Source organism: Mycobacterium sp. 852002-40037_SCH5390672 (genome assembly GCF_001665875.1).
In the GTDB taxonomy this organism is placed as follows: Bacteria; Actinomycetota; Actinomycetes; order Mycobacteriales; family Mycobacteriaceae; genus Mycobacterium.
In genome coordinates this window covers 43,367-68,294 of sequence record NZ_LZTA01000129.1, presented here as the reverse complement: position 1 = coordinate 68,294, position 24,928 = coordinate 43,367, and the positions used below count along the sequence as shown (strand labels likewise).

General features: G+C 67.6%; 24 protein-coding genes and 2 pseudogenes. 13 read left to right on the top strand and 13 right to left on the bottom strand.

Translation table 11 applies throughout. The annotated features are described in order from the left end of the window. Positions 1–8 precede the first annotated feature (8 nt). The 5 genes from A5782_RS23605 to A5782_RS23590 form a co-directional block, all read right to left on the bottom strand. On the bottom strand, positions 9–398 hold the full coding sequence (locus A5782_RS23605; RefSeq protein ID WP_156624083.1) for a hypothetical protein: 390 nt from the start codon (positions 396–398) through the stop codon (positions 9–11). Between the two features lie 13 nt (positions 399–411). Further along, positions 412–573, bottom strand: a complete 162-nt coding sequence (locus A5782_RS26340; RefSeq protein ID WP_156624082.1) for a hypothetical protein — start codon at positions 571–573, stop codon at positions 412–414. Positions 574–838: 265 nt separating this feature from the next. Beyond that, positions 839–1,792 (bottom strand): cytochrome c oxidase assembly protein, encoded by a 954-nt coding sequence (locus A5782_RS23600; protein ID WP_082943071.1) that lies wholly within the window; start codon positions 1,790–1,792, stop codon positions 839–841. Between the two features lie 30 nt (positions 1,793–1,822). After that, positions 1,823–2,167, bottom strand: coding sequence for a DUF732 domain-containing protein (locus tag A5782_RS23595; RefSeq protein WP_067104612.1), 345 nt, complete (start codon positions 2,165–2,167; stop codon positions 1,823–1,825). Between the two features lie 46 nt (positions 2,168–2,213). Next, positions 2,214–2,534, bottom strand: a complete 321-nt coding sequence (locus A5782_RS23590) for a DUF732 domain-containing protein (RefSeq protein WP_067104610.1) — start codon at positions 2,532–2,534, stop codon at positions 2,214–2,216. A 103-nt stretch (positions 2,535–2,637) separates the two neighbouring features. Between A5782_RS23590 and A5782_RS23585 the strand changes: the two genes are divergently transcribed. From A5782_RS23585 to A5782_RS23575, 3 genes are all read left to right on the top strand, one after another. After that, positions 2,638–3,387, top strand: a complete 750-nt coding sequence (locus A5782_RS23585; protein ID WP_067104608.1) for a Clp protease N-terminal domain-containing protein — start codon at positions 2,638–2,640, stop codon at positions 3,385–3,387. An 83-nt stretch (positions 3,388–3,470) separates the two neighbouring features. Further along, positions 3,471–4,010, top strand: a complete 540-nt coding sequence (locus tag A5782_RS23580) for a hypothetical protein (protein ID WP_067104606.1) — start codon at positions 3,471–3,473, stop codon at positions 4,008–4,010. Further along, positions 3,998–4,516, top strand: coding sequence for a GNAT family N-acetyltransferase (locus tag A5782_RS23575; RefSeq protein ID WP_067104604.1), 519 nt, complete (start codon positions 3,998–4,000; stop codon positions 4,514–4,516). The genes A5782_RS23580 and A5782_RS23575 overlap by 13 nt, the downstream gene beginning before the upstream one ends. Here A5782_RS23575 and zapE read toward each other — a convergent pair. Next, a complete protein-coding gene (zapE, locus tag A5782_RS23570) occupies positions 4,494–5,615 on the bottom strand; it encodes a cell division protein ZapE (protein ID WP_156624081.1) in 1,122 nt (373 codons plus the stop codon). The genes A5782_RS23575 and zapE overlap by 23 nt on opposite strands. Between zapE and A5782_RS23565 the strand changes: the two genes are divergently transcribed. From A5782_RS23565 to msrB, 4 genes are read left to right on the top strand one after another with little or no spacing between them, the layout of a single operon-like run. Continuing rightward, complete coding sequence (locus tag A5782_RS23565) at positions 5,614–6,405, top strand: pyrimidine reductase family protein (RefSeq protein WP_067104600.1); 792 nt, start codon at positions 5,614–5,616, stop codon at positions 6,403–6,405. The two genes, zapE and A5782_RS23565, sit on opposite strands and share 2 nt — an antisense overlap. A gap of 14 nt (positions 6,406–6,419) precedes the next feature. After that, complete coding sequence (locus A5782_RS23560; RefSeq protein WP_067104597.1) at positions 6,420–7,985, top strand: alpha/beta fold hydrolase; 1,566 nt, start codon at positions 6,420–6,422, stop codon at positions 7,983–7,985. A 28-nt stretch (positions 7,986–8,013) separates the two neighbouring features. Then, positions 8,014–9,375, top strand: coding sequence for an arabinofuranan 3-O-arabinosyltransferase (aftC, locus tag A5782_RS23555; protein WP_067104595.1), 1,362 nt, complete (start codon positions 8,014–8,016; stop codon positions 9,373–9,375). A 15-nt stretch (positions 9,376–9,390) separates the two neighbouring features. Then, positions 9,391–9,816 carry a peptide-methionine (R)-S-oxide reductase MsrB gene (msrB, locus tag A5782_RS23550; protein ID WP_067104594.1) on the top strand — a complete coding sequence of 142 codons (426 nt, stop codon included), beginning with the start codon at positions 9,391–9,393 and terminating at the stop codon, positions 9,814–9,816. A gap of 207 nt (positions 9,817–10,023) precedes the next feature. On the opposite strand, the pseudogene A5782_RS23545 reads toward msrB, so the two are convergent. From A5782_RS23545 to hemE, 4 genes and pseudogenes are all read right to left on the bottom strand, one after another. Next, positions 10,024–10,771 (bottom strand): annotated as a pseudogene (locus A5782_RS23545) (class I SAM-dependent methyltransferase). A gap of 61 nt (positions 10,772–10,832) precedes the next feature. After that, complete coding sequence (gene hemQ / locus A5782_RS23540) at positions 10,833–11,528, bottom strand: hydrogen peroxide-dependent heme synthase (RefSeq protein WP_067104592.1); 696 nt, start codon at positions 11,526–11,528, stop codon at positions 10,833–10,835. A gap of 5 nt (positions 11,529–11,533) precedes the next feature. Continuing rightward, positions 11,534–12,922 (bottom strand): protoporphyrinogen oxidase, encoded by a 1,389-nt coding sequence (locus tag A5782_RS23535; protein ID WP_067104590.1) that lies wholly within the window; start codon positions 12,920–12,922, stop codon positions 11,534–11,536. Further along, entirely contained in the window at positions 12,919–13,968 is a 1,050-nt protein-coding gene (gene hemE, locus A5782_RS23530; RefSeq protein WP_067104588.1) for a uroporphyrinogen decarboxylase, read from the bottom strand. Before hemE ends, A5782_RS23535 begins: the two co-directional genes overlap by 4 nt. An 88-nt stretch (positions 13,969–14,056) precedes the next feature. On the opposite strand from hemE, the gene A5782_RS23525 reads away from it, so the two are divergent. From A5782_RS23525 to A5782_RS23515, 3 genes and pseudogenes are all read left to right on the top strand, one after another. After that, entirely contained in the window at positions 14,057–14,866 is an 810-nt protein-coding gene (locus A5782_RS23525) for an enoyl-CoA hydratase/isomerase family protein (protein WP_067104686.1), read from the top strand. A gap of 86 nt (positions 14,867–14,952) precedes the next feature. After that, positions 14,953–15,619 (top strand): annotated as a pseudogene (locus A5782_RS23520) (DUF3000 domain-containing protein). A 1-nt stretch (position 15,620) separates the two neighbouring features. Next, on the top strand, positions 15,621–16,913 hold the full coding sequence (locus A5782_RS23515; RefSeq protein WP_067104585.1) for a ribonuclease D: 1,293 nt from the start codon (positions 15,621–15,623) through the stop codon (positions 16,911–16,913). A gap of 12 nt (positions 16,914–16,925) precedes the next feature. Here A5782_RS23515 and dxs read toward each other — a convergent pair whose 3' ends face one another. Continuing rightward, positions 16,926–18,851 (bottom strand): 1-deoxy-D-xylulose-5-phosphate synthase, encoded by a 1,926-nt coding sequence (dxs, locus tag A5782_RS23510; RefSeq protein ID WP_067104583.1) that lies wholly within the window; start codon positions 18,849–18,851, stop codon positions 16,926–16,928. A gap of 212 nt (positions 18,852–19,063) precedes the next feature. Between dxs and A5782_RS23505 the strand changes: the two genes are divergently transcribed. Then, the gene (locus A5782_RS23505) at positions 19,064–19,507 is read left to right on the top strand and encodes a CBS domain-containing protein (protein WP_067104682.1); all 444 of its coding nucleotides are present in this window, start codon (positions 19,064–19,066) and stop codon (positions 19,505–19,507) included. A 46-nt stretch (positions 19,508–19,553) separates the two neighbouring features. Further along, complete coding sequence (locus A5782_RS23500) at positions 19,554–20,843, top strand: SLC13 family permease (protein WP_067104581.1); 1,290 nt, start codon at positions 19,554–19,556, stop codon at positions 20,841–20,843. Between the two features lie 10 nt (positions 20,844–20,853). Here the strand turns inward: A5782_RS23500 and A5782_RS23495 are convergent, their stop codons facing one another. Both A5782_RS23495 and A5782_RS23490 read right to left on the bottom strand, forming a co-directional pair. Next, on the bottom strand, positions 20,854–22,032 hold the full coding sequence (locus tag A5782_RS23495; RefSeq protein ID WP_067104579.1) for a class I SAM-dependent RNA methyltransferase: 1,179 nt from the start codon (positions 22,030–22,032) through the stop codon (positions 20,854–20,856). Positions 22,033–22,073: 41 nt separating this feature from the next. Continuing rightward, positions 22,074–24,068: an APC family permease gene (locus tag A5782_RS23490; RefSeq protein WP_067104577.1), complete on the bottom strand. Its 1,995-nt coding sequence runs from the start codon at positions 24,066–24,068 to the stop codon at positions 22,074–22,076. A gap of 116 nt (positions 24,069–24,184) precedes the next feature. Here A5782_RS23490 and A5782_RS23485 point away from each other — a divergent pair, with 116 nt between their 5' ends. Further along, on the top strand, positions 24,185–24,850 hold the full coding sequence (locus A5782_RS23485) for a TrkA family potassium uptake protein (RefSeq protein WP_120312186.1): 666 nt from the start codon (positions 24,185–24,187) through the stop codon (positions 24,848–24,850). The last annotated feature ends 78 nt before the right edge of the window (positions 24,851–24,928 follow it).

The window sequence follows — 24,928 nt, the reverse complement described above, 5'->3', positions numbered from 1 at the left end:
CAGGGCGTTCACGCAGCCAGTCCGCTCTTGATGGCCGCATCCTGCTTGCGCGCGACATCGAAGACGAAGTCCGGCGCCAGCGGATCGCTCGGCGGGCTCTCGAACTCGAGGACAGTCAAGACCTTACCCTCGGTGAATATCACCATCGCCTTCGCCTTGGATCCGTCACCGGAGGTTCCCACCGCCATGGTGCCGCCACCGCCCACGTCCGCTGATGAGGGCGTCCCCTTCACCCCCATGTCAGGGTCCGTGATGATCTTCGCGTTCATGTCGAGCGCCTGTCCCGCGGCGCCGACGTCGGGATAGACATAGATGGTGTCGTCGATTTTGCGAGAGCCGTTCTGATTCGTGAACACGCCTTCGACGCCCCCCGGGGTTTGTACCGGCAGCGTCTGCATCAGAGCGAAAGTGTCACCCGGCACGACGATGTCGCTGGGCTTGATGAGCAGACCGCTGTAGTCGGAAGGCTGGGCAGCACCACTGGATGTCGGTGTCGTGGGCGACGACGCTGCAGAGCTCGACGATGACGTTGACGTTGACGTTGATGGGCTTGACGACTTTTTGCTTCCGCACCCCGTCACCGCCACACCAACCACCAGGGTGCTCACCACCAAGCCGACTGCCCCGACCGATACCTTCATGCACTCTGCTCCTATGGATGCGGTCGGCAATCGCCGGCGTCTCGCGCAACATAGCGGAACGCTTAAGGCATTGGGCGAAATTCGTGTTAACTTCCAAATCCCGCGCGGTCTGCACCACACGGTCGCTGCACCGCAATTCGTAATGTGGTACCGGCCGGCGTCTACGTCTCAGCGGGCACGCAGTGGTTCCAAAGCTGTCAAGGTCGACGGAATCGCTCACGCAGTTGAGGATCGTTCTCCCACCACAATCGCGACGGCCCGGCACCTTCAGTCTCGGCGCCTTGCGCCTCGGCCGATTCGGTCTCGTCCAACTCGGCGTCGACGGCCACCGCGTGCGCCTTCTCGTCGCGGGACAGCGCGCGCATCAGCAGCAGCACGAACGGCCAGCCGACCAGATCCCCGAGGATCCACAACACGCCGGCACCGATCGTTTGGTCGAGCCGCGGGTCGGGGCCCCAAGACCGTTGCAGCGCTGCGTAATACGCCGCGCCGATCAACGAGCCCTGCCAGATGACCAATCCCAGCACACCGTCGCCGAGCGCCTCGGCGACGGTGATCAGCAGCGAAATCGACTGCGGGTACCTGCGCGGAACGGGATCTTCTTGCAGCCGGGCATAAAAGTAGCCGAATCCCAACACCACCAATAGGATTCGCGTCGGCGCACCGATCCATTCGTTCTGCAGGGCCGCGGTGTACCAGGGCGTCAGATACAGCAACCACGGCGTAGCAAGCATCGCCACCGACGTGGTCGCCGGATGAACGAGCACGCGCGCGAACCGGCCCGCCAACAACCGGTCGATCCGGTCGCGGCCGGCCGGTCCGAGTGCGTCGCGAACGACGGTGACCGGCTTGGCCTGCGCGATGAAGAACGGCACGACGTAGAGCAGCAGCACCACCTGCAGCGCACGCACCCAGAACAGGACGTAGGCGTAGGCACCGATCGCGCTGATCGTGGCCAGTACCCACACCAGCATGCCCGCACCGAAGCAGGCGGCGTTCGCGGCGCGGCCCGGGCGCTCGGCCTCGCGGCCGCGCCGGTAGCAGAAGGCGTACCCGATGGCGAGCACCGCGACGACGACCGCGCAGCCTAGGTCGAAATGCCAAGTCTGAATTGCCGCGCCCCATGTCAGCCGGCCGGGATCGACGCGCACGGGCATCAGCCTATTGCGCCCGGAGATGGCTCAGTTGCCGACGGCGCCGTCCGGCTTCGGACCGCGGTCGTCGCCGGTGATGTACTTCGGGCAGTAGTGGGCCGCCGAGAGGTAGGTGAATTTTGCCGCCGCGGCGCCCTGGAAGGCCGGATTCTGGTTGCGAAGGTCGGTCACGATCTTCGCGTCGGACTGTCCGTCATCGAGCAGCTCGCACACCGACTTGCCGATGGTGATCGCGTTGCCGCCGTCCTGATAGGTGATGCCGGCGTCGCGGAGGTCTTTGAGGAAGTCCTGGTCGTTGTCGATGTCCGCGTGCGCCGGCACGGCCAGGACGATCATGGTTGCGAGGCTGGTCAACCCCAGGAGAAATCGCATAACGCAGCGATTGTCGCAAACCTGCCGGCGATTGGCATCCCGAGTGCTACGAGGCATTCGGGGTGCTCGTGGTGATGGCGCTTGGGCAGTACGTGTTGGCGGCGATGGCCGCGAACTGATTGGCCTTGTCCTCGTTCAGCGCGGAGTTCTTGGATAGCAACGTCTTGACGACGTCGGGCATGGGTGTGCCCTGGCCGACCGTGTCGCACACCCACCTGCCGGCGCCGACGGCCTTGCCGGGGTCGGAATAGGTGATGCCGGCCGCCTGCAGAGACGCGATGAACGCGTCGTCGGTGCTGTCGGCGTGCGCCGGCGCGGCCAGGCCGATCGCAACGGCCAGTCCGCACAGCGTGAGCAGTGGCTTCATGACTGACGAATTCTCCCAGAGGGGTCAATAGCCCGCACCTTCTCAGATGTCGTCGTCAACCCACGGTTGACACATCGTCGCGCGTCAACCTATCGTTGACGACATGTCCGAGCCCGTCCGCATCGCCTACCCGATCCGCCTCGACGAACTGATCAACGCCATCAAGACGACACGCCCCGACGTGCTGGATCAGCTCGCCGACGCCGTCCTGGCCGCCGAACACCTGGGCGAGGTCGCCGACCATTTGATCGGCCACTTCGTGGACCAGGCCCGCCGTTCCGGAGCGTCCTGGACCGACATCGGCAAGAGCATGGGAGTCACCAAACAGGCCGCCCAGAAGCGCTTCGTCCCGCGCGCGGAGCCCGCCACGCTGGATCCCGAACAAGGGTTCGCGCGCTTCACCCCGCGGGCGCGGGGCGCGGTGGTGGCGGCCCAGAACGCCGCGCACGAAGCCGGCAACAGCGAGATCACACCGGACCATCTGCTGCTCGGCGTGCTCAGCGATGCGGCCGCCCTGGCGACGGTGTTGCTGCACCTACAGAACGTCGACACCGGGGCGCTACGCGCCGCCGCGGCCGCCTCGATCGCCGCGCTGCGCGTGGATGCCGAACCGCCGCAGCTCATTCCGTTCAGCGGGCCGGCACGCAAAGCGCTCGAACTGACCGTGCGCGAGGCACTCCGGCTCGGCCACAACTACGTCGGCACCGAGCACCAACTGCTGGCGCTGCTGGAGCTGGAAGGCGGGGACGGGCCGCTGCACCGATGCGGCGTCGACAAAGACCGGGTCGAGGCGGATCTGGTGACGGCGCTGCAATCCCTCGCCGAGGGCAAGAAGGCCGGCGGAGACGGCTGACCAGTGTGGCCGACCCTCCCTGCGGCACTACCGCGTGTGCGATCATGCGAGGGTCCCCTGCAACGGCGTCAAGGAGGCACGACATGGCGACGATCCACCGCTGGCTCATGGTCGTGTCAGCGTTGGTGGTTGCCGTTGCCGGCGTCACCGCCGTCGATGTCGCCGCGGTTCCGGCTCCGCGCGCGTGGGCAGGTGACGCGCCGATCGGCCACATCGGTGACACGCTGCGGGTGGACACCGGCACGTTCATCGCCGACGTCACTGTGAGCGGCGTGGCGCCCTGTGACCCGCCGCCGGGATTCGGCTACACGCGCGAAGGCACCTATAAGGGCTTTCCGGGCAGCACCGTCGACCGTGCCGACGTGACCATTCGCGCGATCCGGGTGCCCAACCCGTATGTCATGGCGACCATCTTCAGTTTCAACGGGGTGACTCCGAACGCCGACGCGTACAAGCCGCGGGCCTCCGATGCGCCCGACGCGCTGGACAACGTGCTCGTCAACGCGCCGAACGGGGCCATCGTGCGCGGTGGCGTGTATTGGGACGCCTACCGCGATCCCGTCTCCACCGTCGTCCTGCTGGACAAGAAGACGGGCTATCACCTCGCGCAGTGGAACCTCTGACCGCAACGTTGCAGATCGCGCCGGCGAACACCGGTGACGCCGCAGAACTGGCGGCCGTTGCGGCACAGACCTTTCCGTTGGCATGTCCGCCCTCGGTGACCGCGGAGAACATCGCGGCCTTCGTCGACGCCAACCTGTCGGCCAACCGGTTCGCCGAGTATCTCGGCGATCCGGATCGCGCCATTGTCCTCGCACGCCACGACGGCCGGATCGTCGGTTACGCCATGCTGGTTCGCGGCGACTCCGTTGACGACACCGCCGAGCTGTCGAAAATGTATGTCCTGTCCGACCGCCACTCCAGCGGGGCCGCGGCGGCGCTGATGCAACGCGCGCTGGCCGTCGCCGCCGACTGGGGCGTTCACCGCGTGTGGCTGGGTGTGAACCGGGCAAACCAACGCGCACAACGCTTTTACCTCAAGAGCGGATTCGCGATCACCGGCACCAGGACGTTTCAGCTGGGCACCGATGTCGAAAGCGACTATGTCATGATCCGCGAGCTGGGTTAGCCGCGGCGGTCAACGCCAAGAGCCGGGAAGTGGCCCGTAGGTACTTCTTTCGGTATCCCCCGGCCAGCATCTCCTCGCTGAAAATGGTGTCCAGCTTGGTACCCGAGGCCACCACCGGAATGCCCGCGTCATAGAGCCGATCGGTCAGCGACACCAGTCGCAGCGCGACGTTCTGGTCGTCGATGCCGTGCACGCCGGTCAAAAACACCGCGCTCACCCCCTCGATCAGCGTCAGGTACCGCGACGGGTGCATGGTGGCCAGATGCGCACACAGCGCATCGAAGTCGTCGAGCGTCGCGCCGTCGACCTGCGCAGCGCGCGCGGCCACCTCGTCGTCCGACAGCGGCTGCGGCGCCGGCGGCAGACCGCGGTGCCGGTAGTCGGGCCCCTCGATCCGCACTGTCGTGAAAATGCTTGCCAGCGTGTTGATCTCGCGCAGGAAATCCTGTGCCGCAAAGCGGCCTTCGCCAAGCTGCTCGGGCAACGTGTTGGAGGTCGCGGCCACCGACACCCCGCGCTCGACCAGCGACGAGAGCAGCCGCGCGATCAGCGTGGTGTTGCCCGGGTCGTCGAGTTCGAATTCGTCGATGCAGACCGCCGTGTAGTTGGCCAGCAGATCGATGCATTCGACGAAGCCGAACACCCCGGCCAGCTGGGTCAGCTCACCGAACGTCGCGAACGCCTTGGGAGCCGGACCATCCGGTGACCCGCCCGGTCCGTCACCGGGCAGCGCGTAGTAGGCCGACGCCAGCAGGTGCGTCTTACCCACGCCGAATCCGCCGTCCAAGTACAACCCGGTACCGGGGGAAACCACGCGGCGGCCCAACAGCTTTCGCCGTCCCGCGCGGCGCTCGACGGCCTGCCGGCAGAAGTCCTGACACGCCACCAGTGCTGCAGCCTGCGTCGGCTCCGCCGGATCGGGCTGATACGTCGCGAAACTCACGTCGGCGAAGGTCGGCGGCGGTCTCAGTTGGGCGATGAGCCGCTCCGGCGACACCGTCGGGTGCCGATCCACCAGGTGAGCCACGCCGCCCGAAGCGCCCGCGGAGGTGGACCCGTGCATGCAGGAACTGTAGCGGCGTGCTGCAATCAGACCCATGCCCGACTCCGGCGTCCGTGCGAGTTCCGCGACTTCAGAGACGCCCCTGTCGCTGCTCGCATCGGTACGCGGACTCGGCGACGGCGACCTGCCCCGGCTCTACGGATACCCCGAACGCGACGGGACCTGGGTACGGGCGAACTTCATCACCAGCGTCGACGGTGGGGCCACCTCGGGGGGCAGCAGCGGCGCGATGGGCGGCCCGGGCGACCGGTTCGTCTTCAACCTGCTGCGTGAGCTCGCCGACGTCATCGTGGTCGGCGCGGGCACCGTGCGGATCGAGGGTTACTCCGGCGCGCAGCTCAACGTCGCCCAGCGTCAGCATCGGGGAGCCCGCGGACAAAGCGAAGTCCCGCAACTGGCGATCGTGACCGCCTCGGGCCACCTCAACCGGGACATGGCGGTGTTCACCCACACCGAGGTGCCGCCACTGGTGCTCACCTGCACCACGGCGGCCGAGCAGACGCGCCGCGCGCTCAGCGGCCTGTGCGAGGTGCTCGACTGCTCCGGCGGCGGCGATCCCGAGAAGGTCGACGAGGCCGCCCTATTGGCGGCCCTCGGCGCGCGTGGCATGCGCCGCATCCTTACCGAGGGCGGGCCGACGCTGCTGGACTCGCTGATCGGCCGCGACATGCTCGACGAGTTGTGCTTGACGATCGCGCCCTACCTCGTCGGCGGCCAGGCACCACGCATCGCGGCCGGCCCAGCGCAACTGCTCACCCGGATGCGGTGTGCCCACGTCCTGACCGACGACGCCGGCTACCTTTACACCCGCTACGTCAAGGCCTAGCTACTGTGGTCGGCATGAGTCGGCCGTACACGTGCGCCACGATCCTGGTTGCGGTTACCGCGTTGCTGGCCGGCTGCGTCCCGGGCCTGGCCGCCGATCCGCGGTTCGCCACCGATTCCGGTGCGCGACCGCAGGGCGCGGCGACCTCGAAGCCGGCGCCCAGCGGGCCACCACCGATCGCCGCACCCAAGAACGACCTGGCGTGGCACGACTGCACCTCGCGGGTGTTCGCCGACGCGGCGGTTCCCGCCGCCGGCGGCGTCCAGTTGGATTGCGCGAACTACGACGCCGACCTGGACCCGGCCAACGGCGGGGGCGGCACCCTGAGCATCGGAGTGGTGCGGGCCCGTTCGAACCAGACACCCAAGGATGCGGGGCCGCTGATCTTCACCACCGGCTCCGATCTGCCGTCCTCGGCGCAATTGCCGGTCTGGCTGTCGCGCGCGGGCGCCGACGTGCTCGCCACCCACCCCATCGTCTCCGTCGACCGCCGCGGCATCGGCATGTCCAGCCCCATCGACTGCCGGGACAAATCCGACCGCCAACAGATGCGCGACCAGTCGCAATTCCAGACCGGCGACGACCCGGTGGCCAACCTGTCCGAGGTCTCCAACACCGCCACCACCAACTGCGGCGACGCCGTCGGGATCGGTCCGAACGCGTCCTCCTACGACGACGCACACGCCGCCTCCGACATCGAGCGGCTGCGCACCCTGTGGGACGTGCCCAGCCTGGCGCTGATCGGCATCGGCAACGGCGCGCAGGTGGCGCTGGCCTACGCCGGATCACGGCCCGACAAGGTGGCCCGGTTGATCCTCGACTCACCAGTTGCGTTGGGCGTCAACGCCGAAGCCGCCGCCGAGCAACAAGTCAAGGGACAGCAGGCGGCCCTCGACGCCTTCGCCGCCCAGTGCATCGCGGTGAGCTGCGCGCTGGGTGCCGACCCGAAGGGCGCCGTCAGCGCCCTGCTGGCCGACGCCCGCGCCGGCAAGGGGCCCGGGGGCGCGTCGGTGGCGCAGGTGGCCAACGCCATCACCGTCGCCCTCGGCTATCCCGCCGGCGGCCGCGTCAACGCCACCACCAACCTGGCCAGCGCGCTGGCGGGGGCGCGCTCCGGCGACACCAACGCGCTGAACAACCTGATCAACCACGCCAACGCCATCCAGGACTCCGACGGCCAGTTCGTCAACGTCTGCAGCGACGCGGTCAGCCGCCCCACCCCGGACCGGGTGCGTGAACTCGTCGTCGCCTGGGGCAAGCTCTACCCCGACTTCGGCACCGTCGCCGCGCTCAACATGGTCAAGTGCGTGCACTGGCCCACCGGCTCGCCGCCCCCCACACCCAAGACCCTCAAAGTCGACGTGCTGTTGCTCGGTGTGCAGAACGACCCGATCGTCGGTACCGACGGCGTCGCGGCGACCGCGGCCAGCATCATCAACGCCAACGCGGCCAGCAAGCGGGTGATGTGGCAGGGCATCGGCCACGGCGCCAGCATCTTCTCGGGCTGCGCCGTACCGCCGCTGATCGGCTACCTCACCAGCGGCAAATTGCCGAACACCGACACCTACTGCCCGGCCTGACGCTGCTTTCCGGCTGTCGCGCGCGCCGGTGTACGGTGCGCTGGTGACGGCAGCTGAATCGACCCGAACCGGCCTGCGTGATTGGACCTTGGCCGCCTTTCGTCCCCGCACCGGCGCACCGAGCGTCGCGACCGTGCTGCGGATGGCGTTGTGGCCGCTGGCCATCTTCTCGGTACTGCACCGCAGCATCGTGCTCACCCTGAACGGCAACATCACCGACGATTTCAAGCCGGTGTACCGCGCGGTCCTCAACTTCCGGCACGGGTGGGACATCTACAACGAGCACTTCGACTACGTCGACCCGCACTATCTGTACCCGCCGGGCGGCACGCTGCTGATGGCACCGTTCGGGTACCTGCCTTTTACGCAGTCGCGGTATCTGTTCATCCTGATCAACACCGTGGCGATCCTGATCGCCTGGTATCTGCTGCTGCGGCTGTTCAAGTTCACGATGGCCTCGGTGGCCGCGCCCGCCCTGCTGCTGGCCATGTTCTGCACCGAAAGCGTCACCAGCACGCTGGTATTCACCAACATCAACGGTTGCGTACTGCTGGCCGAGGTGCTGTTCCTGCGCTGGTTGCTCGACGGGAGGGTCAGCCGGCAGTGGTGGGCCGGCCTGGCGATCGGCCTCACCCTCACGCTCAAACCCGTGCTGGGTCCGCTACTGCTGTTGCCACTGCTCAACCGGCAGTGGCGCACGCTGATACCCGCGCTCGTCGTGCCCGTGGTGATCAACATTGCCGCCTGGCCGCTGGTCAGCCACCCGACGGAGTTCTTCACCAAGACGCTGCCGTACATCGGGGGCACCCGGGATTACTTCAACAGCTCCATCGAGGGCAACGGCGTGTACTTCGGCCTGCCCACCTGGCTGATCGTGTTCATGCGAATACTCTTCGTCCTGCTCACGATCGGCGCGCTATGGCTGCTGTACCGCTACTACCGCACGCGGGACCCGTTGTTCTGGTTCACCAGCTCCTCGGGCGTGCTGCTGATCTGTTCCTGGCTGGTGCTCCCGCTGGCCCAGGGCTACTACTCGATGATGCTGTTCCCGTTCCTGATGACCGTGGTGCTGCAGAACTCGCTGATCCGCAACTGGCCGGCCTGGCTCGGGATCTATGGCTTCATGACGCTGGACGACTGGCTGATTTACAAGTACATGAGATATGGCCGCGCGCTGCACTACCTCAAGATCACCTACGGCTGGTCGCTGCTGCTGATCGTCGCCTTCACCGTGCTGCTCTTCCGTTACCTGGATGCCAGGGCCGAGAACCGGCTCGATGAGGGCATCGACCCCGCGTGGCTGACGGCCGAGCGCAAGCGTGCGGTGACCGCTAGCGCGGCGGAGCCCGCTAACGCGGCGGAGCCGGACGCGGCGGGTCGCCGCCTTTAGGGTTAGCGTGGATGCATGACCTCCCCCGACGTTTCGCGGCCCAAGGTGCAACTGAGCGACGACGAGTGGCGCAAGAAACTTTCCCCGGAAGAGTTCCACGTGCTGCGCCAAGCCGGCACCGAGCGGCCCTTCACCGGTGAATACACCGACACCAAAACCGAAGGCGTGTACCAGTGCCGGGCCTGTGGTACCGAATTGTTCCGCAGCACAGAGAAATTCGAGTCGCATTGCGGTTGGCCGTCGTTCTTCGACCCGGCGAACTCCGACGCGGTGATCCTGCGGCCCGACCATTCCATGGGCACGACGCGCACCGAGGTGCTGTGCGCGAACTGCCACAGCCACCTGGGCCACGTGTTCGCCGGTGAGGGCTATCCGACGCCGACGGATCAGCGCTACTGCATCAACTCGGTCTCGCTGCGGCTGGTGCCGGCGGGGGGATAGCCGGCGGGCTGTTCCCCATCCGCCTCAGGCGTCCCGCGCCCAAGCGGCATGCTGATTGCCCGCCTCTGAGCGACAAACCAGCGACAACCGAGCACACTGTCAGCGTCCCGCCCGAGTTGTCGCTCAAAGGCGGGCAAAAACCCACTCCCCTCCGCTGGTGACAACTGGGACGGGCGGGGCATCCACGGCGGTCGGGGCGCCCGGCGGTCAGTCCACCCGGGTGGCGTGCACTTCCCAGAACGGGGCGTACGCGCGATCGCCCTCCAGCCACGGCTCGATCACCCGGAAGCGCTCCAGTAACTTCTCCGCCTGATCGGCCATGTCGGGGTTGCGCTTGGCCATCGCCTCGATGGACTCGACGCTGACGTTGACTCGATAGGTGGTCGTGCCCAAATAGGTGATCTCCCAACCACCGTCCGGAAGCACGTCGCGAAAGTCCTTCTCGGACAACGACCGCAGCATCTTGAAGCCATTGATGTTGTGTTCGCCGAACTCGAACATGTACAGCCGCGCGCGGCTTGGTAGCGCGGTGCAGCGCCCGCACATAGGAACTGCGCAGCTCCGCCTCGGTGCTGAAGGTGTGGTAGAAGGCGCAGTCGACCACCGTGTCGAACCGGCCGTCGAACCCGTCCAGCTTGGTGGCGTCGGCCAGCTCGAAATTGACCGACACCCCGGCCTTTTCCGCGTTCGCCCGGGCGCGCTCGATGGCGCCCGCCGACCCGTCGATGCCGGTCGCCGAATACCCCTTGGACGCGTAGTAGATGGCGTGGTGGCCGGGGCCGGTGCCGGGGTCGAGCACCTCACCCTTGATCGCGCCCAGCGCGACGAGCTGCTGGACCACCGGCTGCGGGCCGCCGATGTCCCATGGTGTGGCGGCCGGCAGGCCGTGTGATGTCCGCTCGTCGCGGTACATCTCCTCGAATCGGGTGGGATCGGTCGGATCGAACGTCGTCATTTGGCGCCACTCCTCTCCGTCATTTTTGGCGCTACCCGCCATATCGTCGCCGGCGCGGTTGTCATGGCAGGGCATTCACCAGCTGCTCGACGGGCACCCGGGGGCCGGTGAAGAACGGCGTCTCCTCGCGGGTGTGCCGGCGGGCGTCGGTGGCACGCAGTTCGCGCATCAGGTCGACGATGCGGTGCAGCTCGGTAGCCTCGAAAGCCAGGATCCACTCGTAGTCACCGAGCGCGAACGCAGGAACCGTGTTGGCGCGGACGTCCTTGTATTCGCGCGCGGCCATGCCGTGCTCGGCGAGCATGCGGCGGCGCTCCTCGTCGGGCAGCAGGTACCACTCATACGACCGCACAAAGGGATACACGCAGATGTAGGCGCCGGGTTCCTCGCCGGCCAGGAACGCCGGGATGTGGCTCTTGTTGAACTCGGCCGGCCGATGCAACGCCACGCTGCTCCACACCGGCGCACTGACCCGACCCAGCGCCGTGGTGCGCCGGAAATCGGCGTAGGTGGCCTGTAGCGCTTCGACGCGTTCGGCGTGGGTCCAGATCATGAAGTCGGCGTCGGCCCGCAGACCCGCGACGTCGTAGAGGCCGCGCACCACGACGCCGCGTTCCTCCTGTTGTTTGAAGAACGTCGACGCTTCATCGACGACGTCATCGCGCTGTTCGCCCAGTTCACCCGGCTCGACGGAGAAAACCGAAAACATCAGGTAGCGGATCTGGGAGTTGAGCGAGTCGTAGTCGAGCTTGGCCATGAAACCTATCGTGCCACTTGCGCGTCCAAGTCTCCGATGGCCCTCATCACACGCTCGACCGCGCGGCCGGCGGCACCGACGCAGGCCGGCACACCGATGCCGTCGAGATAGCCGCCCGCCGCGGCGAGCGTCGGAGGCAGGCCCGCGCGCACCTCGGCGACCAGATCGGCATGTCCCGGTCCGTACTGCGGCATCGCGTCGATCCAGCGCTGTATGCGCACGTCGACGGGGTCGACGGTCAACCCGAATACGGTGGCCAGGTCACCCACCGCCCAGGTCAGCAGCTCGTCGTCGCACGTGTCGGCCGCCACGCGATCGCCGAACCGCCCGAACGACAGCCGCAGCAGCTGCGCGTCCCCGCGGACACCCCGCCTGCGCCCCCATTTTCTGGAGGACAGCGTGACTGCCTTGGCCCGCAACCGCTCACCCGTGGCCACCAGCACGCCCGAACACTCGGGAAACGGGGTATCACCCGGCACGGCCAGCGCCATCACCACCGACGATGCGCTGGTGATGCGCCCGGTGGCGGCGACGCTGCGTGGGGCGATCTCGGCCAGCAGGCGGGAACACTGCCCCGCCGGGACGGCCAGGATCACCGCGTCGGCGGCCCAGCGAGTCCCGGTGTCGTCGAACACCGTCCAGCCCGCGTCGGCGGACTCGAGCCGCGACACCGCCGCGCGCACCCAGCGCGGGTGACCACGCGCGACAAGCTCGTCGATCAACACCTGGTAGCCACCCTCGAGCGCCCCGAACACCGGCGCGCCGGTGGCCGGCGGCAGTGCCTGCCCGACGGCGTCGGTCAGGCTGATGGCGCCGCGGTCCAGCGCCGCCGCCACCGTCGGCGCGGCGGCGCGCAGGCCGATGGTGGCCGCCGAGCCCGCATAGACCCCGCTCAGCAGCGGATCCACCGACCGCGACACCACCTGGGCGCCGAACCGCTCGCCCACCAGGTCGGCCACCGCCGGATCGCTGCCCGCCTGCCACACCAGCGGGCGGGTGGGTTCGGCCTCGATGCGCGCGAGCGTGGCCTCATCGACCAGCCCCGCCACGGATGCCGCCGACGACGGGATCCCGACGACGGTGCCTGTCGGTAGTGCACGCAATTCCTGCCCGCTATAGATCAGTGGGCGCGCTCCCGTCGAAACTCGCTGGCGCTCAGACAGATTCAGCTCAGCCAGCAGCGCCGGCATCTCGGGGCGGCGCAGCACGAAAGCCTCGGCGCCCAAATCCATCGGCACCCCGGCGACCAGTTCGGTGCGCAGAACGCCGCCGAGCTTGTCTGCCGGGTCGAACAGCGTGATCGCCGCGTCGTCACCGGCGGCCAGGCGGAGCCGATAGGCCGCCGTCAGACCCGAAACCCCGCCTCCCACAACGCAATACGAGCGGGAATTCATAGGGAGTGGACCAGTGACACCAGGTCGGTCAGCACACCGGGGTCGGTTTCGGGCAACACGCCGTGGCCGAGATTGAAGACGTGACCGGCGGCACCGGCGTCGATCGCGCGCCGGCCGTCGTCGACCACAGCGCGTGCCGCGCGTTCCACCACCGGCCAGCCGGCCAGCGCCACCACCGGATCGAGGTTGCCCTGCAACGTCGTGCCGGGTTGCACGCGGCCGGTCGCCTCGATCAGGGAGGTCCGCCAATCCACGCCCACCACGTTCGCGCCGACGGACGACATCGCACCCAGCAGTTCGGCGGTGCCCACCCCGAAGTGGGTCATCGGCACGCCGTAGTCGGCCAGTGCGGCGAAAACCCGGGTGCTGTGCGGCTGCACGTAGGTGCGGTAATTCGCCAGGGACAGCGCCCCGGCCCACGAGTCGAACACCTGAACGGCGTCCACGCCGGCCTCCAGCTGCACCCGCAAGAAGCCCACGGTGATGTCGGTCAACTTCTCCATCAGCGCATGCCAGGTGTCCGGCTCGGCCAGCATCATCGCCTTGGTGCGCGCATGGTGGCGACTGGGGCCGCCCTCGATCAGATAGGACGCCAACGTGAACGGAGCGCCCGCGAAGCCGATCAACGGCACGTCGCCGAGGGCGGACACCAGCAGCGACACCGCATCGAAAACCGGCTGAACACGTTGCCGCTCAAGGGGTTTGATGGCCTGCACATCGGCGGCGGTGCGCACCGGCGACTCGATCACCGGTCCGATCCCGGCGACGATGTCCAGGTCGATGCCCGCACCGAGCAGCGGCACCACGATGTCGGAGAACAAGATCGCCGCGTCGACGTCGTGGCGGCGCACCGGCTGCAGGGTGATCTCGCAGACCAACTCGGCGTCGAAGCAGGCCGACAGCATGTCGGTCTGGGCTCGCAGCGCCCGGTATTCGGGCAGCGAGCGACCGGCCTGCCGCATGAACCACACCGGCACCCGGTTGGGTTTGCGGCCGCTCACGGCCGCCAGATACGGCGACTCGGGAAGGTCGCGGCGAGTACTCATCAGCCTCAATGCTGCCATGACCGCCGAACACCGAACCCCGCTGCGTACTATCAACGACCGCAACCGTTTGAACGTCAGGAGCTCGGTCATGCCGGTGAGTCATCCCCCAGTGAGTTACGACGAGTTCCCCAGCCTTCGCTGCGAGGTCGGTGAGAACGGCGTGCTGACGCTGGTGCTCGACTCCCCGGGGCTGAACTCCGTCGGGCCGCAGATGCACCGGGACCTCGCCGACATCTGGCCGGTGATCGACCGCGATCCCGCCGTGCGCGCCGTCCTGGTCCGCGGTGAAGGCAAGGCCTTTTCCTCCGGCGGCAGCTTCGACCTGATCGACGAGACCATCAACGACTACGAGGGCCGGATCCGCATCATGCGCGAAGCCCGCGATCTGGTGCACAACATGATCGACTGCGACACGCCCGTCGTGTCGGCGATCCGTGGGCCGGCGGTGGGCGCGGGTCTGGTGGTGGCCCTGCTCGCCGACATCTCGGTGGCGGGCCGGACCGCGAAGCTGATCGACGGGCACACCAAGCTCGGTGTGGCGGCCGGCGACCACGCCGCCATCTGCTGGCCGTTGCTGGTCGGCATGGCCAAAGCCAAGTACTACCTGCTGACCTGCGAGACGCTGCTGGGTGAGGAAGCCGAGCGGATCGGCCTGGTGTCCACCTGCGTCGACGACGACGACGTACTCTCCACCGCCACCCGCATCGCCGGGAACCTGGCGCAGGGCGCGCAGAACGCCATCCGCTGGACCAAGCGCAGCCTCAACCACTGGTACCGCATGATGGGCCCCACCTTCGAGACCTCGGTGGGTCTGGAATTCCTCAGCTTCAGCGGCCCCGACGTGCAGGAAGGCCTGGCCGCGCACCGCGAGAAACGCCAGGCGCGTTTCACCCACTGACGCCCTGAGCTGCACATATAGCTTTGGTGAAGGCCTGGTAACGGCTTGGTCGCGGCCGGTTTGAAACGCGGCGCGCCTGTCGCGGCGTGTCGGGCTGTGGGTCTACCGTCGATCCCTGTGACCCGTGCCGTGACGACGCAGAACGGTCGGGATGAACAGGAGCGGCGCCAAGTGACCTCATCCGAACCGGCCCCATTCCGCGAGGCGGCAGCGGCGATGAACGCCGTCGTCGTGCGGCCGGAGATCGAGTTGGGTCCCATCCGGCCGCCGCAACGCTTGGCCCCACACAGCTACGCCCTGGGCGCCGAGGTCAAACATCCCGACGCCGAAATCATTCCAGAACGGTCCGAGGGCGACGCCTTCGGACGGTTGATCCTGCTGTATGACCCCGAGGGGGCCGACGCGTGGGACGGCACCATCCGCATGGTCGCCTACATCCAGGCCGACCTTGACCCCAGTGAGGCCGTTGACCCGCTGCTGCCCGAAGTAGCGTGGAGCTGGCTAGTCGAGGCACTGGAGTCACGTATGGAGCAAGTAGTCGCCCTGGGCGGCACCGTCACCGCCACCACATCGGTGCGCTACGGAGACATCTCCGGGCCGCCGCGCGCCCACCAGCTCGAGCTGCGCGCGTCGTGGACCGCGACCTCGCCTGCGGTCGGCGGTCACGTCGAGGCGTTCTGCGAGGTACTGGAGCACGCCGCGGGCCTACCCCCCGCAGGAGTCACCGACCTGAGCTCACGGTCACGCGCCTAGCATGGGCGAACCGTCGGCCGACGGGCCGGGCAGCAGCGTGCCCGGCGACGCAGGCACCGACCCCGCGCCCACCCCGCTGCCGCAACCGACCGAAGGCGTCCCGCCGATCTCGGTGAGCGTCCACGACATCGAGGCGGCCGCCACGCGACTGGACCGCGGCCACGGGCCCTTCGCGGTGGACGCCGAACGGGCGTCCGGTTTCCGCTACTCCAACCGGGCCTACCTCATTCAGATCCGGCGGGCCGGTTCCGGCACCGTGCTCATCGATCCGGTGAGCCACGGCGCCGACCCGCTCGAGGCCCTGCGGCCGGTGGCCGAGGTGCTGAGCAACGACGAATGGATCCTGCACTCCGCCGATCAGGACCTGCCCTGTTTGGCGGAGGTGGGCATGCGGCCGCCGGCGCTGTATGACACCGAACTCGCCGGACGGCTGGCCGGGTTCGAACGGGTGAACCTGGCCACCATGGTCGAGCGGCTGCTGGGTTTCGGGCTGGCCAAGGGGCACGGCGCCGCCGACTGGTCCAAGCGGCCCTTGCCCGGTGAATGGCTCAACTACGCCGCACTGGATGTGGAACTGCTCATCGAGCTGCGCGCGGCGATCGCCGACGTCCTGGCCGGGCAGGGCAAAAGCGATTGGGCCACACAGGAATTCGACTACCTGCGCGACACGGGTTCGAAAGATCCGGGCGCCGCCGCGCGCCGGGACCGGTGGCGGCGAACGTCGGGCATCCATCGGGTGCGCGATCAGCGTGGCCTGGCCGCGGTCCGCGAGTTGTGGTTGACGCGCGACCGGATCGCGCAGCGCCGCGACATCGCGCCGCGCCGCATCCTGCCCGACTCGGCCATCATCGATGCCGCCCTGGCCAATCCGACGACCGTCGAGGAACTCGTCGCGTTGCCCGTGTTCGGTGGGCGCAATCAGCGGCGCAGCGCTGCGACGTGGCTGGCGGCGCTGGACGAGGCACGGAAGAACAAGAACCCGCCCACCGACAGCGAACCGCCGAACGGTCCGCCGCCGCCAGCGCGCTGGAGCAGGCGCAAACCGGAGGCCGCCGCGCGGTTGGAGGCCGCGCGCTCGGCGCTGTCCGAGGTCTCCGAACGGGTGCACGTCCCCACCGAGAATCTGGTCTCGCCGGACCTGGTGCGACGGTTGTGCTGGGACTGGGCGCCCGCGCCCGATCCGTTCGACGCCGTCGAGAATTTCCTGCGCGCCGGGCAGGCCCGGCCGTGGCAGCGAGAATTGGTGGACCCGGCTCTGGCCCGGGCGCTGCAGGCGCCGCCCGCAGCCGACTGAGGAGTAGTGGGACTAGTCGAGGTGCTCGCGGATCTCCGCCTCGGCAACACCGCTGCCCAGCGCGGCGACCCAACCGGTGATGCGGCGGGCCACGTCCTGATCGGTCAGCGCCAGATCCGACAGCAACTCACCGCGGGAGGCCTGCTCGTAAAACCGCTGCGGCAGTCCGACGTCGCGGCACGGAACGTCGATCTCGGCGCGGCGCAGGGCGGCTGACACCGCCGAGCCCACCCCGCCGTTGACACCGTTGTCCTCGCACGTGACGACGAGTTTGTGCTGCTCCGCCAGTTCCAGGACGTTCTGCGATACCGGCAGCACCCAGCGCGGGTCGATGACCGTGACGCCGATCCCCTGGTCCTGTAGCCGCTTGGCCACCGCCAGCACCATCGGCGCGAACGCGCCGACGCCGATCAGCAGCACGTCGTGGTTGCATCCGCCGGCCGGAAGCGCGAGCACATCGACACCCGCGATGCCCGATCCGCGACGCTCGATCGCCGGGATGTCCTCACCCACGTCGCCCTTGGGGAAGCGCAGCGCGGTCGGACCGTCGTCGACGTCGAGCGCCTCACCGAGTTCCTCGCGCAACCGGGTGGCATCCCGGGGTGCGGCCACCCGCATGCCGGGCACGATGCCCAGCATCGACAGGTCCCACATGCCGTTGTGGCTGGCGCCGTCCGAACCGGTGATCCCCGCCCGGTCCAGCACCATGGTGACGGGCAACTTGTGCAGCGCCACATCCATCATGATCTGGTCGAATGCCCGGTTGAGGAACGTCGAATAGATGGCCACCACCGGGTGCATGCCGCCCATGGCCAGCCCGGCCGCCGACGTCATCGCGTGTTGCTCGGCGATGCCGACGTCGAACAGGCGGTCCGGGAACTGCTGCCCGAACGGGGTCAGCCCGGTCGGGCCGGGCATGGCCGCGGTGATGGCCACGATGTCGCGGCGCTTCCTGGCATAGGCGATGAGCGCGTCGGAGAACGTCGCCGTCCAGCCCGGTCCGGCGACCTTGGTCGCCTGGCCGGTGACCGGGTCGATGATGCCGCAGGAATGCATCTGCTCGGCTTCGTCGTCCTCGGCCGGGGCGTAGCCCATCCCCTTGCGGGTCACCACGTGCACGATCACCGGCCGCCCGAAGCCGCGGGCGTGCCGCAGCGCGGCCTCCACCGCGCGTTCGTCGTGACCGTCGACCGGACCCACGTACTTCAGCCCCAGATCGGTGAACAACAGCTGGGGTGACAACGAATCCTTGATGCCGGCCTTCACGCTGTGCATGACGCGGTAGGCGATCTTGCCGACCAGCGGCAGCGCGCGCAGCGCGTCGCGGCCCCGCTCCAGGGCCTGCTCGTAGGCCGGCTGCAGCCGCAGCGTGGCGAGATGGTCGGCGACGCCGCCGATCGTCGGGGCATAGCTGCGGCCGTTGTCATTGACCACGATGATGACCGGGCGACCGGAGGCGGCGATGTTGTTCAGCGCCTCCCAGCACATGCCGCCGGTGAGCGCGCCGTCGCCGATGACCGCGACCACGTGACGGTTGCGGTGCCCGCTCAGCTCGAAGGCCTTGGCCAGCCCGTCGGCGTAGGACAACGACGCGCTGGCATGGCTGGACTCCACCCAGTCGTGCTCGCTCTCGGCGCGCGACGGGTACCCGGACAGCCCGCCCTTCTTGCGCAGGCTCTCGAACTCGTGCGAACGGCCCGTCAGCATCTTGTGGACGTAGGCCTGATGCCCGGTGTCGAAGATGATCGGATCGTGGGGCGAGTCGAACACCCGGTGCAGAGCGAGCGTCAACTCGACCACACCCAGATTGGGCCCCAGGTGTCCCCCAGTGGCAGCGACCTTGTGTATCAGGAACTCGCGAATCTCGGCGGCCAGATCGCGAAGCTGATGTTGGGAAAGGTACTGCAGATCTGCGGGCCCGCGGATCTGTTCCAGCATCCAGTCAGTCTACGCAGCGGTCGCCGGATGGCACGGTTGGCGAAGTTGGGAATTCGTCACCCTCGCCGCGGTCGCCCCTTTGGTAACCTCAGTCGCGGTGAGCCGGGAAGCCTGGTCGGCAACGAGTTCCGAGTTGTCCCCTACCCCGGAGTGCTGCCATGAGCCCTGACGTCGATCACGCCACGCTCGATGCGCGGTCGTATCGTCACACCATGCGTGCCGAGCAGATCGCCGAGGATTTTCCAGTAGTCAGCGTTGATACGGAGGCGCTGGCCGCGGCGCGGATGCTCGCTGAGCATCGGTTGCCCGGCCTGTTGGTCACCGACCCCTCCGGGAGTCCCTACGCGGTGCTCCCCGCTTCCCAGGTGGTCCGATTCATCGTGCCCCGCTACGTACAGGACGATCCCTCACTGGCCGGCGTCCTCGACGAATCGATGGCGGACCGCTGCGCGGAGAAGTTAAGCGGCAAAAAGGTCCGCGACGTGCTGCCCGACCACCTGGTGAACATACCGCCGGCCAAAGCCGACGACACCATCATCGAAGTGGCGGCGCTGATGGCCCGACTGCGCAGCCCGCTGGTCGCGGTGGTCAAGGACCGCAAGCTCATTGGAGTGATCACCGCGTCGCGCGTGCTCGGGGCGGCGCTGAGGCCTTGATTTCAAACAATTTTGCGATCAAAGGTCTGCGGCCGCGGGTCGAGCTATGAGCGTCATCGCGACTGTCGTGTTTCTGGTCGCCTATGTCCTGATAGCCAGCGACCGCATCAACAAGACGTTGGTGGCGCTGACGGGCGCCGCGATCGTCGTCTTGTTGCCCATCATCAGATCCGAAGACATCTTCTACTCCCAAAACACCGGAATCGACTGGGATGTCATCTTTTTGCTCTTCGGCATGATGATCATCGTCAGCGTGCTGCGCCAGACCGGTGTGTTCGAGTACGTCGCGATCTGGTCGGCCAAACGCGCCCGTGGCTCCCCACTGCGAGTCATGATCCTGTTGGTGGCGGTTACCGCGGTCGCGTCGGCACTGCTGGACAACGTCACGACGGTACTGCTCATCGCGCCGGTGACGCTGTTGGTGTGTGACCGTCTGGCGATCAACGCGGCGCCGTTTTTGATGGCCGAGGCCTTCGCGTCGAACATCGGCGGCACGGCGACATTGGTCGGCGACCCACCCAACATCATCATCGCCAGCAAGGGCGGACTGTCCTTCAACGACTTCCTGATCCATCTGGCGCCCATCGTGGCCATCGTGATGGTCGTCTTGATCCTGTTGCTGCCCCGCCTGTTTCCCGGTGCCTTCACCGTCGACCCCGAACGCGTCGCCGACGTCATGTCGTTGGAAGAGCGCGAGGCGATCCGCGATCCCCGGCTGCTGATCACGTGCGGCGCGGTCCTGGTGGCGGTGTTTGCGGCGTTCGTCGCCCACTCGCCCCTGCATATGGATCCCTCGGTGGTGGCGCTGTTGGGCGCCGGCATCCTGGTCGTGGTGTCCAAGCTGGACCATTCCGATTACCTGTCCAGTGTCGAGTGGGACACCCTGCTGTTCTTTGCGGGTCTGTTCATCATGGTCGGTGCCCTGGTGAAGACGGGTGTCGTCAAACAGCTCGCGCACGTGGCGGTCACCGCCACCGCCGGCAACACCTTGGTCGCAACGATGGTGATTCTCGCGGCGTCGCTACTGGTCAGTGGGATCGTCAACAATGTTCCCTATGCCGCGACAATGGCACCGATCGTCGCCGATTTGATTCCGGCCCTGAACGACCACGTCAACCCGGGCGTGTTGTGGTGGGCCCTGGCGTTGGGCACCGACTTCGGCGGCAACCTCACCGCCGTCGGAGCAAGTGCCAACGTCGTCATCCTCGGAATCGCCCGGCGCGCTGACAGTCCCATCTCCTTCTGGGAATTCACCCGCAAAGGCATGGTGGTCACCGCGATCTCGGCCGCGCTGTCTGCGCTCTACCTGTGGTTGCGATATTTCGTGTTCGCCTAGGCGCGGTTTTTCAACGGGTCAGCAGCGCAACGCATTCGGCGTGATGGGTCAGCGGGAACGCGTCGAACACGTTGATGTTCTCGACGGTGTAACCATGCGCGCGGTAGATCCCGATGTCGCGTGCGAAAGAGGCTGCCTCACAACCGATGTGCACTACCCGCGGGACCTCGGCGGCGGTGAGCAGATCGATGACCTCGCGTCCGGCCCCCGCACGTGGCGGATCCAGCACGGCCACATCGGCGCGCTCCCGTTGCGTCGCCAACACGCGACGCACCGAGTCGGTGACGATCTGCACCTGGGTCAGATCGGCCAGCGCGGCCCGCGCGGCCCGGGTTGACCCGCGCGAGGTGTCGACGCTCAACACCCGCCCGGAGGGCCCGACGGCATCGCCGAGCACCGCGGCGAAAACCCCTGCGCCGCCGTACAAGTCCCACGCTCGCATGCCGGTTCCGAGCTGCGCCCAGTCGGCGACCAGACCGCTGTACACGCCCGCGGCGTCGCGGTGCGCCTGCCAGAAGGCGGTCACGGGCACCTGCCAGCTGCGCCCCGCAACCCGCTGCACCGCCTCGTAGCGGCCCTGGATCACCTTGGTCGCGGTGTGTCTGCCCTGCCGCAGCGTGCGCACCACGTGGCGCACGCCGTCGTCGTCGAGGGCCACGTGCAGCTGGGCCGCCGGGGGCCACTCGATGTCGGAAATCCCGTCGAGCATGCCGGCCGGCAGCTGCGCACAGCGCAAGTCGGTGACCAAATCCTCGCTGTGGTAGCGGTGAAGGCCGGGACGACGGTCGGGGCCCACGTCGAGCCGAACGCGAGTGCGCCACCCCGTCGGCGCGGAATCCGCCAGCGGCTCGGCCTCACCGTTCCAGCGATGCCCGCCGAGGCGCTCGAGCTGATTGGCCACGACCTCGGCCTTGAGCGCGCGGGCCACCTCCGGGACGGCGAACGCCAGGTCGCAACACCCGGCACCGTCCACCCCGGCGATGGGGCACAGCGACGCGACGCGGCCGGGCGCCGCGTCGATGACCTCGATAACCTCTGCGTGCCAATAGGATCCGCGATCCGCGGTGACCCGCACCCGCACCCGCTCGCCGGGCAGCGCATACCGGACGAACACGACGCGCCCTTCGTGATGCGCGACGCAGCTGCCGCCGTTGGCCGGGGCCCCGGTAGTCAAGGTCAGCTCCCCCACCGGGGGCGCCGCCGCGCGCGGTGCGCGGGTCGATTCGCGGGTCAATCGAAGATTCCCCGACGAGCGTCACCCGGTGCCACATGCGGCTGCAAGGTTTTCCGCCGTTCCGACGAACTCAATTGCCACGGAACCGAAGTCACCATGACGCCCGGCATGAACAGCAGCCTTCCCTTGAGCCGAAGAGCGCTCTGGTTGTGCAACACCTGCTCCCACCAGTGGCCCACCACGTACTCGGGGATGAACACCGTCACCACAGTTCGCGGCGACTCTTCCCTGGCCCGTTTGACGTACTCCAAGACGGGACGGGTGACTTCGCGGTAGGGCGAGGCGATGACCTTGAGCGGGACGCTGATATCGCTTTCTTCCCACTTGTGCACCAGCTCGCGGGTTTCCCCATCATCGACGCTGACCGTTATCGCCTCGAGGACATCGGGCCGGGTCGCCCTGGCGTACGCCAGGGCACGCAGGGTCGGCAGGTGCAGTTTCGACACCAGCACCACGGCGTGATTGCGGCTGGGCAGCACCACGTCATCCTGGGCGGCGGCCTGCTCCTCCAATTCGCGGTTCACGGTGTTGTAGTGCCGGTGAATCATTTTCATGATTCCGAACAGCACGCTCATCGCGAACAGGGCAATCCACGCCCCGGCTGCGAACTTGGTCACCAGCACCACCAACAGCACCGTGCCGGTGGACAGCAATCCGACCGTGTTGACCACCCGCGAGCGCATCATCTTGCGCCGCACCCGAGGATCGGTTTCGGTGCGCAGCAACCGGGTCCAGTGCCGGACCATGCCGATCTGACTCAGCGTGAACGAAATGAACACCCCGACGATGTACAGCTGAATCAAGGCGGTGACCTCACCGCGGAACGCGATGATCGCCAGCAGCGCCGCCCCGGATAGGAACAGGATTCCGTTGGAGAACGCCAATCGGTCTCCGCGGGTGTGCAATTGGCGCGGCAGGTAGCTGTGCTGCGCCAGGATCGAGCCGAGCACCGGGAAGCCGTTGAACGCGGTGTTGGCCGCCAGCACCAGGATGAGCGCGGTCACCGTGGCGATCAGCAGGAACCCGATGTGGAAGCTGCCGAACACCGTTTGCGCCAGCTGGGTGACCAGGGTCTTCTGGTAGTAGCCCTTCGGCGCCCCGCCCAGCTGCGTCGCGGGATCCTCGACGAGCTGAACCCCGATCTTCTCGGCCAGCACGATGATGCCCATCAGCAGGGTCACCGCGATGCCGCCCAGCATCAGCAGGGTGGTCGCCGCGTTGCGCGACTTGGGTTTCTGAAAGGCCGGCACCCCGTTGCTGATCGCCTCGACACCCGTCAGCGCCGCACACCCCGAGGAAAACGACCGCGCCACCAAGAACGCCAAGGCGAAACCGACGACCTGGCCGTGCTCGGCGTGCATCTGGAAACCGGCCGACTCGGCCCGCAGCGGATTGCCCAACACGAAGATGCGGAACAGACCCCAGCCGATCATGACGAGGACACCGACGATGAACGCATAGGTCGGGATGGCGAAGGCCAGCCCGGACTCGCGTACCCCGCGCAAGTTCAGCGCCATCACCACCAGGATGGACACCACACAGAAGAACACCTTGTGCTCGGCCACGACCGGGATCGCCGAGCCGATGTTCGCCATCGCCGACGCCGTCGAAACCGCAACGGTCAGAACGTAATCCACCATCAGCGCACTGGCTACCACCAGGCCGGCGGTGTCGCCGAGATTGGTGGTGACCACCTCGTAGTCGCCGCCGCCGGACGGGTAGGCATGGACGTTCTGGCGGTAGCTGGCCACCACCACCAGCATCACCGCGGCCACCGCGAGCCCGATCCACGGCGTCAGCGCGTACGCCGTCACCCCGGCCACCGAGAGCATCAGGAAGACCTCCTCGGGTGCATACGCAACCGAGGACAGCGCGTCGGAGGCGAACACCGGCAAGGCGATCCGCTTGGGTAGCAGCGTGTGACTCAACCGGTCGCTGCGAAACGGCCGACCGATAAGCAACCGACGGGTGGCGGTTGAAAGTTTGGACACGAGAGCCAAGAGTAAGCCCAGACGGGTTTGGCGGTAGCGTTCGTAGGAGAATGTTCGCCGACCGAAACGGCTGGCCGACGTGGGTTGCCGGTTGACACGGCCGAGAGGACCTCAAGTTGCGAGTAGTGGTGATGGGCTGCGGCCGGGTCGGTTCATCGGTCGCCGACGGGCTCTCCCGCATCGGTCACGACGTCGCGGTCATCGACCGTGACAGCACCGCCTTCAACCGGCTCAGCCCCGAATACGCCGGCGAGCGGGTGCTGGGGCAGGGATTCGACCGAGATGTACTGCTGAGGGCCCGTATCGAGGAAGCGGACGCGTTCGCCGCGGTGTCGTCCGGCGACAACTCCAACATCATCTCCGCGCGGCTGGCGCGGGAGACATTCGGCGTCAAGCGGGTGGTGGCCCGCATCTACGACGCCAAGCGCGCCGAGGTGTACGAGCGTCTGGGCATTCCCACCATCGCGACCGTGCCCTGGACCACCGACCGCCTGCTCAACGCGTTGCTGCGCGAGACGGAGACGGCCAAGTGGCGTGATCCGACCGGCACCGTCGCCGTGTCCGAGGTCGTCTTGCACGAGGACTGGATCGGGCATCGGGTCACCGACCTCGAGCAGGCCACCGGAGCCCGGGTCGCGTTTCTGATCCGTTTCGGCGCCGGCGTGCTGCCGGAGCCCAAATCGGTGATCCAGGCCGGCGACCAGGTCTATGTCGCCGCGATCTCCGGCCGCGCCGCCGAGGCGGTGGCCATCGCCGCGCTACCACCCAGTGAAGACCTGTGATGAATTCGAGCGACTGGTTTTTTGAGGAGACGGCGCCCATGAAGACCGCCGACGACGAAGGAGCCGGCTCGCCTGTGC